Origin of the sequence: Salipiger pallidus (assembly GCF_014643635.1) — a bacterium.
Taxonomy (GTDB): domain Bacteria; phylum Pseudomonadota; class Alphaproteobacteria; order Rhodobacterales; family Rhodobacteraceae; genus Salipiger; species Salipiger pallidus.
In genome coordinates this window covers 1-13,847 of record NZ_BMJV01000011.1, presented here as the reverse complement: position 1 = coordinate 13,847, position 13,847 = coordinate 1, and the positions used below count along the sequence as shown (strand labels likewise).

General features: G+C 65.7%; 11 protein-coding genes and 1 pseudogene. 10 read left to right on the top strand and 2 right to left on the bottom strand.

Features of this window, described 5'->3' with window-relative positions:
- Positions 1–33 precede the first annotated feature (33 nt).
- Genes IEX41_RS19350 through IEX41_RS19330 form a run of 5 tightly spaced genes read left to right on the top strand, consistent with a single transcriptional unit; the run spans position 34 to position 5,844 of the window.
- Positions 34–1,542 (top strand): sugar ABC transporter ATP-binding protein, encoded by a 1,509-nt coding sequence (locus IEX41_RS19350; protein ID WP_188791973.1) that lies wholly within the window; start codon positions 34–36, stop codon positions 1,540–1,542.
- Complete coding sequence (locus IEX41_RS19345) at positions 1,539–2,513, top strand: ABC transporter permease (RefSeq protein WP_188791972.1); 975 nt, start codon at positions 1,539–1,541, stop codon at positions 2,511–2,513. Before IEX41_RS19350 ends, IEX41_RS19345 begins: the two co-directional genes overlap by 4 nt.
- 3 nt (positions 2,514–2,516) lie before the next feature.
- A complete protein-coding gene (locus tag IEX41_RS19340) occupies positions 2,517–3,461 on the top strand; it encodes a tagatose kinase (RefSeq protein WP_188791971.1) in 945 nt (314 codons plus the stop codon).
- Between the two features lie 32 nt (positions 3,462–3,493).
- A complete protein-coding gene (locus IEX41_RS19335) occupies positions 3,494–4,768 on the top strand; it encodes a D-tagatose-bisphosphate aldolase, class II, non-catalytic subunit (RefSeq protein ID WP_188791970.1) in 1,275 nt (424 codons plus the stop codon).
- Between the two features lie 50 nt (positions 4,769–4,818).
- Positions 4,819–5,844 carry a LacI family DNA-binding transcriptional regulator gene (locus IEX41_RS19330; RefSeq protein WP_229673380.1) on the top strand — a complete coding sequence of 342 codons (1,026 nt, stop codon included), beginning with the start codon at positions 4,819–4,821 and terminating at the stop codon, positions 5,842–5,844.
- Between the two features lie 243 nt (positions 5,845–6,087).
- Here the strand turns inward: IEX41_RS19330 and IEX41_RS19325 are convergent, their stop codons facing one another.
- Positions 6,088–7,428, bottom strand: a complete 1,341-nt coding sequence (locus IEX41_RS19325) for an aminotransferase-like domain-containing protein (RefSeq protein ID WP_188791969.1) — start codon at positions 7,426–7,428, stop codon at positions 6,088–6,090.
- Between the two features lie 115 nt (positions 7,429–7,543).
- Here IEX41_RS19325 and IEX41_RS19320 point away from each other — a divergent pair, with 115 nt between their 5' ends.
- From IEX41_RS19320 to IEX41_RS19300, 5 genes are all read left to right on the top strand, one after another.
- A complete protein-coding gene (locus tag IEX41_RS19320) occupies positions 7,544–8,857 on the top strand; it encodes a hydroxymethylglutaryl-CoA reductase, degradative (protein ID WP_188791968.1) in 1,314 nt (437 codons plus the stop codon).
- Positions 8,858–8,879: 22 nt separating this feature from the next.
- Positions 8,880–9,914, top strand: a complete 1,035-nt coding sequence (dctP, locus tag IEX41_RS19315; RefSeq protein WP_188791967.1) for a TRAP transporter substrate-binding protein DctP — start codon at positions 8,880–8,882, stop codon at positions 9,912–9,914.
- A gap of 61 nt (positions 9,915–9,975) precedes the next feature.
- Positions 9,976–10,515 (top strand): TRAP transporter small permease subunit, encoded by a 540-nt coding sequence (locus IEX41_RS19310; RefSeq protein ID WP_188791966.1) that lies wholly within the window; start codon positions 9,976–9,978, stop codon positions 10,513–10,515.
- A 1-nt stretch (position 10,516) separates the two neighbouring features.
- The gene (locus IEX41_RS19305; protein WP_188791965.1) at positions 10,517–11,839 is read left to right on the top strand and encodes a TRAP transporter large permease; all 1,323 of its coding nucleotides are present in this window, start codon (positions 10,517–10,519) and stop codon (positions 11,837–11,839) included.
- Positions 11,840–11,843: 4 nt separating this feature from the next.
- Positions 11,844–12,710: a hydroxymethylglutaryl-CoA lyase gene (locus tag IEX41_RS19300; protein ID WP_188791964.1), complete on the top strand. Its 867-nt coding sequence runs from the start codon at positions 11,844–11,846 to the stop codon at positions 12,708–12,710.
- Positions 12,711–12,989: 279 nt separating this feature from the next.
- On the opposite strand, the pseudogene IEX41_RS21620 reads toward IEX41_RS19300, so the two are convergent.
- A pseudogene (locus tag IEX41_RS21620) lies at positions 12,990–13,741 on the bottom strand (IS5 family transposase); the annotation flags it as partial.
- Positions 13,742–13,847 lie beyond the last annotated feature (106 nt).

Below are 13,847 nucleotides of genomic sequence, written 5' to 3'. Positions count from 1 at the left end.
AGCCCTTAGCCAAAGTTCCCAAAGGAGGCCGCCATGGAGCATTGTGACGTCGTCCTGCACCTGACCGGGGTCCGCAAGACCTTCGGCCCCATCGTCGCGCTGCGGCACATGGACCTGACGGTCCGCGCGGGCCGGGTTCACACGATCCTTGGCGAGAATGGTGCAGGCAAGTCCACGCTGATGAAGATCCTTGCGGGGGTGCAGCTGCCCACCGAGGGTGACATCACCCTTGGCGGCAAGGATTTCCGTCCGCGCACCCCGCAGGAGGCCGCCGCCGCCGGGCTGGCCATCGTCTTTCAGGAACTGAGCTTGTGCAACAACCTAACCGTTGCCGAGAACATCCTCGCCACGCGTGAACCTACGCGGATGGGCTTCATCTCGGACCGCAAGCTGGTGGCGCAGGCCCGCGCACTGGTGGCCGAGCTCGGCCTGCCACTTGACGTGAACGCCCGGGTGGCGGACCTGTCGATCGCTCAGCGCCAGCTTGTCGAGATCGCCAAGGGCCTCAGCCATGACGCGCGGGTGGTGATCTTCGACGAGCCGACCTCGTCGCTGTCGGACAGTGAGGCCGAGATCCTGTTCCGGATCATCGACAAGCTCATCGCGCAGGGCAAGGCGGTGATCTACATCTCGCACCGCATGGAAGAGATCATGCGCCTGTCGGATGACATCACCGTGGTGCGCGACGGCGAATATGTCGCCACGGTGGAAAAGGACGACACCACCATCGACGCGCTGATCGCGATGATGGTTGGGCGCCGCATGGACGAGATCTACCCGCCCCGGCTCGATGTCGTGGCCTCGCCCAGTGACACGCCCGTGCTCAGCGTTAGCGGGCTGACCCGCAAGGATGCCTTCGAGGACGTGAGCTTTGTTCTGAAGGCGGGCGAGATCCTCGGGGTGTTCGGGCTTGTCGGCTCGGGCCGGTCCGAGGTGATGAACGCGCTTTTCGGGATGCTGCCGCCTGATACGGGCCGGATCGAGATTGACGGCGCGGAGGTGCGCATCACCAGCGCCGCGCAGGCGATCACGCAAGGGATCGGCTTCGTCACCGAGAACCGCAAGGAACAGGGGCTGGTCTTGTCGCACGGGCTGCGGCCCAACGTGACCATGGCCGCGCTTGACCGCTTTTCCGGGCGCGGGTTCATGCGCAGCGGCCCCGAACGCGCCGCCGCCGAAGGCGAGGTCAAGCGCCTTGGCATCCGCACCGGGTCCATCGAGACAGTGACCGGCACTCTGTCGGGCGGCAACCAGCAGAAAGTGGTGCTAGCCAAGTGGCTCGCCACCAGACCGCGCATCCTCATCCTTGACGAGCCCACCCGCGGCGTCGACGTAGGCGCAAAATTCGAGATCTACCGCATCATCCGCGAGCTTGCCTCGGAGGGCACGGCGATCCTCATGGTCTCTTCGGAACTGCCCGAGGTGCTGGGGCTTGCCGACCGCGTGATGATCATGTCCGAGGGCCGCGTGGCGACCACCGCCCCCCGCGACACGCTAACACCCGAGAGGGTGATGACCTTTGCCACGGGACATGTCCAATGACCGATACCACAACGACCGAAACCGCCGGCCATAGCTATCTGCGCGCTATGATCCGCCAGTACGCGGGCATCGTGCTGGCGCTGCTGGCGCTCTGCATCATCTTCTCGGTGACCAACGACCGCTTCCTGTCGCTGGCCAATTTCACCAACATCTTCCAGCAGGTGGCCGTGATCGCCATTGCCGCCTTCGGGATGACATGGGTGATCCTGCTGGGCGAGATCGACCTTTCCATCGGGTCGATCATCGCTGTGGCGGGCATGGTCGGCGCGCAGGTGATCGGGCTGGGCTGGGGCTTTGTCCCAGCGTTGGTGCTGACACTGGCGGCGGGGGCGGTGCTGGGCCTGTTCAATGGCACCATGACCGCCAAGCTGATGCTGCCATCCTTCATCGTCACCGTGGCGACCATGAGCATCTACCGCGGCCTCGTCAGCCTGCCCACCGGCGGCGCCCCGGCCATGAACATGGACCCCACCTGGATCGCCATCGGCGCGAACAGCTTCCTCGGCTTGCCCATCATCATCTGGATCGTCGTGGTGCTGTTCCTCGTCAACCATATCGCGCTGGCGCACACCACCTTCGGGCGCAAGGCGTACCTCACGGGTGGCAACCGCGAGGCGGCGCTCTATTCCGGGATCAACGTCGATGCGATGAAGATCAAGATCTTCATGATCTCGGGCGTGATGGCGGCGGTGTCGGGCATCCTTCTGTCCTCGCGGCTGTATTCGGCGCAGACCAACGCTGGCATGAGCTACGAGCTTGACGCCATCGCCGCTGCCGTGCTGGGCGGCACATCGCTGGCGGGTGGGGTCGGCACCATGGTAGGCACGCTGATCGGCGCGCTCATCATCGGGGTGCTCAACAACGGCATGAACATGCTGTCGGTGCCCTATTTCTACCAGCTGATCGTCAAGGGGCTGGTGATCCTCATCGCCGTCTGGCTCGACGTGCGCTCCAAGCAGCGGCAGGGCTGAGCCATGGCAAAGGTCCTGACCGTCGGCGAGATCCTCGTGGAGATCGTCGCCACCACCAAGGGCAGCGGCTTTCTCGAGGCGCAGCCTCTGATTGGCCCCTTCCCCTCGGGAGCGCCTGCCATCTTCATCGATCAGGTGGGCAAGCTCGGTACGCCCTGCGCCATCCTCGGGCGCGTGGGGGGGGATGATTTTGGCCAGCTCAACCTCGACCGGCTCCGCGCCGACGGGGTGGACGTGAGCGGGGTCGAGATCGCCCATGGCGAGACCACCGGCTCGGCCTTCGTGCGCTACCGTGAGGACGGCTCGCGGGTGTTCGTCTTCAACATCGCCAACGCCGCCTGCGGCACCCTGCCCGCCACGCCCAATGGCCGCGCGGTGATGGAAAGCTGCACGCACATGCATGTCATGGGCACCGCGCTGTCGGCTCCCGGCCTTGCGGAGCGCGCCATGGAGGCGATCGCGGTTGTGAAGGGAAACGGCGGAACGCTCAGCTTCGATCCCAACCTGAGGCCCGAGATCCTGGGCACCCCCGGCCTGCGTGAGGCGCTGGACGAGGTGCTGGCGCAGACCGACCTGTTCCTGCCCTCGGGCGACGAGATCTTTCTCTTCACCAAGGCCCGGACCGAGGCTGAGGCGGTCGCTGAGTTGCTCGCGCGCGGCGTGGGCGAGATCGTTATCAAGCGCGGGGCCGAAGGCGCGAGCCACTTCAACGCTGCAGGACGCACCGAAGCCGCGCCGATTGCCGTGGAAGAAATCGATCCGACCGGCGCGGGAGACTGCTTTGGCGGCGCTTTCGTCAGCTTCTGGGTGAATGGGGCCGATCCCGCCAGCGCCCTTGCCCATGCGAACGCCGCTGGGGCTCGGGCCGTTACGCAGCTTGGCCCCATGGAGGGCACCTCCACCCTCGCGGAACTGGCCAGCCTGCTGAGCGCCAGCGAAACCGCCTGAAAACCATAGCCTGAACACTTAGGACAGATCCCATGACCAACCCCCTGCACGACATCGCAAGCTGGCGCCAGAAGGCCGGGCCGTCGGGCATTCCGTCGGTGTGTTCGGCCAATGCCATGGTGCTGCGCGCCGCCATGCGCGCCACCGCCCCCACCGCCATGCCCCTGCTGATCGAGGCGACCTGCAACCAGGTCAACCAAGATGGCGGCTACACCGGCATGACCCCCGTGGACTTCCGCACCTTCGTCGAGGACATCGCCGCGCGCGAGGGCTTCGACCCCGCCCGCCTCATCCTTGGCGGCGACCACCTTGGCCCCAACCCGTGGAAGGCCCTGCCCGCGGAGGAGGCGATGGAAAAGGCAGACGTGATGATCCGCGCCTTCTCGGCGGCGGGCTTTACCAAGTTGCACCTTGATTGCTCCATGGGCTGCAAGGGCGAGCCGGTGGCGCTTGACGATGCCACCACCGCCACCCGCGCCGCCCGCCTCGCCGCCGCCGCCGAAGCGGCGCGGCCCGAGGGCGGCATTGCCCCGGTCTACATCATCGGCACCGAGGTCCCGATCCCCGGCGGTGCAATGGAAGAGCTGGACACGCTCGAGCTGACCGATCCCGATGCGGCACGCACCACGGTCGAGGTGCACCGCAAGGCCTTTGCCGCCGCTGGAGAGGACGATGCCTTCGCCCGCGTCATCGCCGCCGTGGTGCAGCCGGGCGTGGAGTTCGGCAACCATAACGTCATCGACTATGACAGCGCGGCGGCGCAGCCCCTGTCGGAGGCGCTGAAGGATCTGCCCGGCCTCTGCTTCGAGGCGCATTCCACCGATTACCAGCGCCGCGCCGGGCTGGCCGCGCTGGTTCGGGACGGCTTTGCCATCCTCAAGGTCGGGCCGGGCCTGACCTTCATGCTGCGCGAGGCGCTCTACGGGCTCGACCAGATCGCCGAGGAGCTGTTCCCTGGCCAGCGCACCCGCACCTTGCGCCAGACCATGGAGGACGTGATGCAGGCCGCGCCGGCCAACTGGGACCGCTACTACGAAGGCACTGACGCGGAACGTGCCCTGCAACGGCATTTCAGCTACTCGGACCGCATCCGCTACTACTGGCCCCAGCCCGATGCCGAGGCGGCGGTGGCCGAGCTCTTTGCGCTCCTGGAGGGCAGGACCCTGCCCGAAACGCTGATCAGCCAGTACCTTGGTGCGCGCTATGCTGCCGTGCGGGGCGGGACGCTCAAGGCGCAGGCAGAGCCGCTGGCGCTGGCTGCGGTCGAGGCGATGATGCACGATTACCTTTCCGCCTGCGGAGCCTGAGGCTAGAAGCTGGGCCGCAAGGGGAACAGGACAGGATTGGAACGGGCCGCATGGTGAAACGCACTGACATCCGGACGATGGAGGATTTCTCGGCCTACGTCGGGCTGTCGCGCCCGACCGTGTCGAAATTCTTCAACGATCCCGGCTCCGTGCGCGACACCACCCGCAGCCGCATCGAGGCGGCGCTGAAGGAAAGCGGCTTTAGCCCGAACATCTTCGCGGTGAACCTCAAGCGGCGGCGCAGCCGGATCATCGGCATCATCATCCCCAATTCCACCGACCCGTTCTACATGGAGCTCACCCGCTCGGTCGAGGAACTGGCGGCCAAGGCCGGCTACCTTGCCTTCATGCTCTCGACCAATGGGCAGCATGCACTGGAAAGCTCTGCCATCGACCGGTTGCAATCCATGACCGTGGCAGGGCTGATCGTGGTTCCCACCGGCGCCACCGGCCACAGCGCCCGGCTCGAGCAGCTCGAGGGAGAGATCCCGCTGGTTTACGTGGACAGCCCGCCCGACCATCCGGCGGCCTTCGTGGGCACCGACAACGCTCAGAGCATGGGGCTGATAGTCGACTACCTCTGCCGCTCTGGCGAGGCACCTTGCTATCTCGGGATGCCGGGGATCAACCGCAATGCGGCGGCGCGCCTTGACGCCTATGAGCGGGCGATGGAGGCGGCGGGCCATACGCCCCAGGTGCTGCCGATCCCGAAAAACGACAGCTGGGAGTTCGAGCGCTTCGGACGTGAGTGCGCCTGCGCGGCGATTGCGCAGGGACTGCCCAGCCGTACGCTGCTGTGCGCCAACGACAGGATTGCGCTCGGGGCGCAGCTTGCGGCGTGGGAGGCAGGACTGAAGGTCGGGCGCGGGGAGGATTGCGATCTGCGCATTGCCGGGCATGACGATCATCCGCAGGCACGGTTCGCCTGCCCGCCGCTCACCACCGTGGCGCAGAACTATGGCGAGATGGCGCATCTTGCCATGTCCGAGCTGATCGCCTGCATCGAAAGGGACCGAACTCCCAAACCGCGCAACATGCTGTTGCGGGCTGAGCTGAAGCTGCGCGAATCCGCCTGATCCTTGGCTTTGCCTGCGGCGCAGCGAGACTGACAAGGTCTGCTCGCTGGAGAGCGCGATCCTATGAGAAGCTACACGATAGGTTGGGCATCATACGCTGCGCGGTCGGCATCGGAACCGTAGTTAAAAAAGTCACGGGGCGTAGGGGTTCGAATGGACCTCTAGTGACAAGGGCACCAGCCGGCTGCCGATCGCCCTCGGGGCAAGGTGGGCCCAGAACGTGCAGACAGGCCCGTCGTATTCCTATGAGAGTCCCCGCATGAAGGAGTAGAAGCGGCTGTCGTTCACCCGGCTCCAATTGATGCGCATGCTTGGCGGTTGATTTGCACTGTCCGCGTGGAACAGAGATCCAGGCGCGAGGAAGATACCCTGCGCAGACGCCTCACGCGCGACCTCGAGATCGTCGAGACCCTCCGGCAGCCTGAGCCAGCCGTAAAGCCCGCCCTGCGGCTGCGCGAACAGTCGTAAGCCCAGTGCCGACAGGCGCTGCATTGCCTCGGTCCGAGCCACCGCAAGCCGCCGGGCCATGGTGCCCTTGACCTTCTCGTAGCGGCGGCTGCGGATCAGGTTGGCAATGATGCGCTCGGTGTAGCTCGAACTGCTGACCGAAAGGATCATCTTCAGCTCGGCGATGCTTGAGGCGATATCGGGCCGCGCGATGACGTATCCGGACCGCAGCGACGGCGTGAGCGTCTTTGAATAGCTGCCGATCTGGATCACACGGTTGAACTGGTCGAGATGCGCCAGCCGCGTGCCCTCGATTCCCGGCAGGTCGAGGAAGGGATCGTCATCCACAACCAGCATGTCCTGCCGGTCGGCGACCTGAAGGATGGCATGGGCGGTGGGCAGGTCGATGGAGCAGCCCGTGGGATTCTGCCCCAGAGACTGCGTGAAGAAGAGCCTTGCACCATGCGCCCGCGCGAGGCTGCGCAGCGCATCGGGATCGGGACCGCAGGGGCGCCGTGGCACGCCGATGACCATGGCCCCCGCAAGCCTCAGCTTGGCAAAGAGCGGGTAGTAGCCAGGGTCATCCACCAGCACCGCATCGCCTTCCCGCACGAAGCGGCGGATCAGCAGATCAAGCGCATGGTTGGCCCCGAAGGTGGTGACGATCTGCGAGGGCGACGTTTCGATGCCCTGCGCCAGCTGCGCTGCGGCGATGTATTCGCGCAGGGCCAAAAGCCCATGCGGCGTGCCGTAGCCGCCCTCGCCCGTGGGCAGGGTTAGGCTGGGCACGGCGTTCAGAAGCCAGTTTTCCGGCGGGCGTCCGTCGCCGGCAAGCACGTTGTGTGGCCGGTCAAGTTGCGCGCGCAGAAGCGACACGATGTCGATCGCCTCCTGCAGGTTCTGCGGCTCTTCCGCCATCGAGGGCGTATGCGCCACGAAGAACCCCGCCCCCTGCCGCGAGCTCACCAGCCCCCGCGCCACCAGCCGGTCGTAGACAGTGACCATGATGTTCTTGGACACGCCATATTGCACGCAGGCGTGCCGAAGCGAGTCCAGCCGGGCGCCGTTGGGTAGCTCGCCTTGCAGGATGCGGGTCTCGAGCGCCTCGAAGATACGGTCTGTCTTGGTCTGTGCCATGCGCCATCTGTACCCTGAAAACGACGTGTACAGTACAGGCGCAATTTTTCCAACTGTACCAATACATGCCGGTGGAAACCGGTCAGTATCCGGCTCGAACGAGGGGGAGGACCAGATGACCGGGACAGCTCAAACAGTGCAGGCCGGTGCCGCGCAGCACGGTGGATCGCGCGTGGAAGGCATGCGCGACATGGAACCGCAGGAGCGCCTGGGCGCCGTGGTGGCAGCGGCCGGGCTCGATGCAGCCGATGAAGGCCGGCTGGCAGGCAACGTGCTGCCGCTCGCCACGGCCAACGGCATGATCGAGAACGTCATCGGCATGTTCGAGCTGCCACTGGGCGTTGCCACCAATTTCGTGGTGAACGGGCGCGAGCATCTCGTGCCCATGGCGGTCGAGGAACCCTCGGTCGTGGCCGCGGCCTCTTATATGGCCAAGATCGCGCGCAGCGGCGGCGGCTTCACCGCGACCTGTACCACCCCGATCATGCGGGCGCAGGTTCAGGTGCTGGGCCTAGGAGATCCGCGCGGCGCGCGGGCCCGGATCCTCGCGCATCGCGACGAGCTGATCGCGCTGGCCAATTCGCGTGATACCGTGCTGGTCGGCCTTGGCGGCGGGTGCAAGGATCTCGAGGTACATGTCTTCGACGACACGCCCATCGGGCCCATGGTGGTCATGCACCTGCTGGTGGACGTGCGCGACGCCATGGGTGCCAACACGGTCAACACCATGGCCGAACTGCTCGCCCCCCGGATCGAAGAGATCACCTCTGGCAAGGTCCGGCTGCGCATCCTGTCGAACCTTGCAGACCGCCGTCTGGTCACCGCCAGCGTGCGCGTGCCCGCCGAAGCGCTGACCACAAAGTCGCTGGACGGCACCGAAGTGGCGCGCGGCATTGTCGAGGCCTGCGCCCTCGCCATCGTCGATCCCTATCGGGCGGCGACCCACAACAAGGGCATCATGAACGGCATCGACCCCGTGGTCGTGGCCACGGGCAACGACTGGCGCGCCATCGAGGCCGGGGCCCATGCCTATGCGGCGCGTTCGGGGCGCTATACCTCGCTTACCCACTGGGAGATCGACAGCGCAGGGGCACTCGTCGGCACGCTTGAGATGCCGATGGCGCTGGGGATCGTCGGGGGCGCAACGCGGACCCACCCGGCAGCGCAGGCGGCGCTGAGGCTGATGCGGGTGGACTCTGCCCAGCAACTGGCCGAGATCACTGCAGCGGTGGGCCTTGCACAGAACATGGCTGCGCTGCGGGCGCTGGCCACCGAGGGCATCCAGCGCGGGCACATGACCCTGCACGCGCGCAACATCGCCATCACCGCCGGTGCTGCCGGTGCCGATATCGACCGGGTGGCCAAGGCCATCGTCGCAGCGGGGGACGTCAGCGTCGCCCGTGCAAAGCGGGTGCTGGAGGGCACCTGAAGATCAGACAGGGAGGAAGACCATGACCATTTCGACCCGGCGCAGCATGCTGCGCCTCGGGGCCGCCGCTCTTGCGGCCCCCGCCATCGTTGCCGCCACTTCGGTGCGCGCGCAGGGCAAGACCACTTGGCGCATGCAGGCGCTCTGGGGCGGCGGCACCACACCGCAGATCTTCGAAGAGCGGTTCTGCGCCCGTGTCGCCGAGCTTACCGGTGGCTCGCTCGAGATCACGCCCTTTGCGGGCGGCCAGATCGTCCCCGCGGCACAGGCCTTCGACGCTGTGCGCGGCGGTGCCTTCGAGATGATGAAGACCTTCGACGGCTACACTGCGGGCAAGATCCCCGCGCATGGCTTTTCCTCGACGGTGCCTTTCGGCTTCCCCGAGGCGGACCAGTACGAAGCGTGGTTCTACGAACGCGGCGGGCTTGAGCTGGCGCGGGAAAGCTACGCCCCGGCGGGGCTTACCTATGTCGCCCCCACGGTCTATGGCGAAGAGCCGATCCATTCACGCGTCGCGATCCGGACCATTGCCGACCTCAACGGCCTCAAGGGTCGTTTCGTGGGCCTTGCCTCCGCGGTGATGGGCGATTTCGGCGTCTCGGTCTCGCCGCTGCCGACCTCCGAGGTCTACTCGGCGCTCGACAAGGGGCTCGTGGACATCGCCGACCGCGGCGACATTAAGGCCAACTACGAGGAAGGCCTGCACGAGGTCGCCAAGTTCCTGATCCTGCCGGGCTTCCACCAGCCCTCGACCGCGACCTCCTATGTCGCCAACACCCGCGCCTATGACGCACTCGACGACCAGCAGCGCGCCGCGCTGGCGGTTGCCGCCCGTGAGATCTCGGGCGCGCTGCGGCAGAACATCATCGTGGCCAACGGCGAGTACATCGCCAAGTTCCAGGAGGCGGGCGTTGAGGTGATCGACCTCGATCCGCAGGATGTCGCAGAGAACCGCGCCAAGGCGGTGGACAGCTGGGCCAAGGCCGCGAGCGACGATCTGTCGAAGCGCATGATGGACTCGCAGATCGCCCTGATGAAAGAGCTGCGCCTGCTCTGAGCGTCCCAAAAGGGCTGGCTGGCACCGCCCGGCCGGCCCTTCCCCATTCCCGGAGTCCGTCATGCTGCACCTCGCCCGTGGCATCACCGCGCTGAACCGCGGTCTTTTCGCTGCCTCGAAATGGCTCGTCTATGCCATCGTCCTTCTCATGCTGTGGGAGGTGCTGTCGCGCTACCTGCTTGCCTCCCCCACCTCTTGGGCCCCCGAGCTGGCAACGCTGGTCTTCGGGCCGTTCTTCCTGCTGGGCGGGCCGTACCTGCTGCATCTCGGTGGCCATGTCGCGGTCGACATCGTGTCGGACAAGGCCACTGGACGGCTGGCCACAGTGCTGACCCTCATGGGCCTGCTGCTGGCAGCCGCCTTCGGCCTCATCCTGCTGTGGTTCTCCGCCCCGCTGGTCTGGCAAAGCTACAGCTACGGTGAAACCAGTTATTCCGCCTGGAACCCGCAGATCTGGCCCGCCAAGCTGTTCCTGCCACTGGCGGCCCTGCTGCTCGCCCTGCAGGCGCTGGCCGATGCCATCGCGGTGCTGCATGGCACTCACCCCGGCCCGGGGCCCGACCCTCAAACCAGCCCCGTAAACAACATGCAGGCGCACTGAGATGGAAAGCTCGCTCATCCTCGCCTTCATGTTCGTCTCGCTCATCATCTTCATGCTGAGCGGCGCGGGCCTAGCCTTTGTGCTGGGGGCCATCGCCTTCATCTCGACCATTTTGCTGTGGGGGCCGGCGGCGCTCATCGTGGCGGTGCTCAATACCTTCGAGACGATGACCTCGGAAAGCCTCATGGCGATCCCGCTTTATGTGCTCATGGCCTCGATCCTGCAGAAATCGGCGATCATCGATGCGCTCTACGACGCGATGGAGACATGGTTCGCGCGGGTCAACGGCGGGCTCGCGGTGGGCACCATCGCGATCTGCACCATCCTTGCAGCGATGACCGGCGTCGTCGGCGCGGCGGTGGCGGCCATGGGCATCCTCGCCCTGCCCTCGATGCTGAAACGCGGCTACTACCCGCCGCTGGCGCTCGGCGCGATCTGCGCGGGCGGCACGCTGGGCATCCTCATCCCGCCGTCAGTCATCACCATCGTCTACGCCATCACCGCGCAGATCTCGATCGGGCAGATGTTCGCCGCGGGCATCTTGCCGGGCCTCATCCTTGCGGGCAGCTATATCGCCTACATCCTGGTGCGAACTTGGATCAACCCCGAGCTTGCCCCCACACCAGACGACATTCAGGACGTACCGCTGCGGGAGAAGCTGTCGAAACTCAAAAGCCTGATCCTGCCCGCCTTCGTTGTGGTCGGCGTACTGGGCTCGATTTATACCGGCATCGCCACCCCGACCGAAGCGGCTGCGGTGGGCGTGCTCGGCGCTGCGGCGTCTTCTCTGGTGACGCGGCGTTTCTCGCTGTCGATGCTATCGGACAGCGCCACCGACACCCTGCGCGTCACCGCCATGATCCTGTGGATCACCATCGGCGCGCGGGCCTTCATCTCGACCTTCGTGGCCACCGGAGGCGCGGATTCTCTGCTGAATTTCGTCGAGACACTGGAAGCCTCGCGCTGGCTGGTGCTGGCGGCGATGATGCTGATCCTGATCTTCCTCGGGTTGTTCCTAGACGAGATCGGCATCATCCTGCTCTGCGTGCCGGTGTTCCTGCCGATCATCACCGCGCTTGATTTCGATCCGCTGTGGTTCGGCGTGCTCTTCATGATCACCGCGCAGATGGCCTATATAACCCCACCCTTCGGCTACACTCTGTTCTACCTGAAGGGCGTGCTGCCCAAGGGCATCGGCATTGGGCAAGTCTATCGCGGCGTGGTGCCCTTCTTCCTGATCCAGCTAGTGATCCTGATCCTGTTTGCACTGTTCCCGGGATTGGTGACATGGCTGCCCGAGGCGCTGTCGGCCAATGCCAGGTGACGCCATGCCCCCCCAAGCGCCCCCCGAGGTAACCCTGTTCGAGGTTGGCCCAAGGGACGGGCTGCAAAGCCGCGGCGGCATGGTGCCCGCCGCGGGCAAGATCGCACTCATAGACGCCCTGTCGCGCAGCGGCTTTCGCCGGATCGAGGCGACAAGCTTCGTCAGCCCGCGCTGGGTGCCGCAGATGGCCGACGCCGCCGAGGTGATGGCCGGGATCGTCCGTGCTCCCGGCGTGCGCTATGCCGCGCTCACGCCCAACCTCACCGGCTTCGAACGCGCGCTGGCGGCGGGCTGCGACGAGGTGGCGGTCTTTGCCTCCGCCTCCGAGGGGTTCAGCCGCGCCAATCTCAATTGCTCGATCGAGGACAGCTTCGCTCGCTTTGCCCCCGTGCTTGAAGCGGCACGGGGCGCAGGCGTGCCGGTGCGGGGCTACCTGTCCATGGTCATCTCCTGCCCCTTCGACGGCCCGACCGCGCCAGGTGCGGTGGCGGGCTGGACGCGGCGCCTCATCGAGGCAGGATGCTACGAGGTATCGCTGGGGGATACCATCGGCGCAGGCACCCCGGACACCCTGGAGCCGCTGCTTGCGGCGCTGCTTGACGAGACACCGCCTGATCGGCTTGCAGGGCATTTCCACGACACCACCGGTCGCGCGGCAGAGCTTGTCGAGCTGTCGCTCGAGAGGGGGTTGCGGACCTTCGACGCTTCGGTTGCGGGACTCGGCGGCTGCCCCTACGCTCCCGGAGCGCGCGGCAATGTCGACACACGCAGCGTGCTCGAAGTGATCGAAGCGTATGGCTTGGCTCACGGGATTGACCTTGGCAAACTGGCGGAAGCTGAGCGCATCGCGCATGAGCTGACCAGCATCTGAGCTACTCCCGGATCATTGGACAGGTTCTGGCGTAAATTAAGCGACTCTGTGCACCTGTTGATCGGGTGGTTAATATCATTGCTCTGCCGGTACACCCGCGCCGGTGGCTTGCCGCCGAGGGCAGAGTGAGGGCGCTGGTGGTTGTGGAAGGTCATCCATTTGCGGTTCGCCGCCTTCGTCTCCGATCCTGTGTCCCAGGCAAGCAGACAGACGGCATTGCTGCAAAAGTCCGGCTTGAAGCGTGACTTCCCTTATCCCTCTGAGGTCATGCCACGGTTTGATCTCGGCGGTGCCGAGGGCCGAGAAGCGGTTCATGAGGGCGCTGCGGATGTGGAGTTCGGCGGTCTGGCAGTCGGGGTCTCTTGCGGCGATGCGCTTGCCGAAGGCTTTCAGGCAGCGCAACTTTGCCTTGACCCGACTTCGGGCGTGATAGCCCGTCCAACGTTTCCAGAAGGCCCGGTCATAGTCTCGGATGGCGCGCAAGGTTTCGTTCCGGACGCATGCCGCCGGGCAGTCCTCCTTCTATATGCGTCCACTCCTGCGGATCGGAATAATCGGGACAGTATCACGCCCGATGAGGGCCTTGTGGCAGAGGCACGCGTCGTAGGCGCATCGGCGGTGACTGTGCCGATCTGCTCGCCCACCGCAATCTGGCTCAGCAGCTCTGGCAGCACGGGCCTGTCGCCGCCACGGCTGAGAGTGAATTCCACGGCGCGGGTGCCCGAAGTGGCTGGATCCATGACCAGATGGACCTTGCGCCACTGCCGCTCGCCCTGCGGGCCATACTCGCGGGCCTGTCATTCGCCGTCACCGTCGCCAAAGAACATCATTCTCGTGTTGTCTGTTACCCGAGAGGGCACGAGCAGGTTCAGCGGCCCGTCGGCGTGGCACTTGGGGAGCTGAATGGCCGGGGTTTTCTGCCTGCGGCACGGCCTCGAGAAATCCCGCTTAGGCCAGTCCAGACCCGCCAGAGGCTGCAGGCTCGCCACAATCACGGAAGCCTGGCGCAGCGACAGTCTGAACAGGGCTTTGCCCCCTCTTGATGGTGTGGACGCCCCCTCACGGCATCGCTGTGCCAAGGTAGCGGTGTCGAAATTCGCTACGAGGAGGAAGCGTCCATGGAGAAGGTTAGCATTG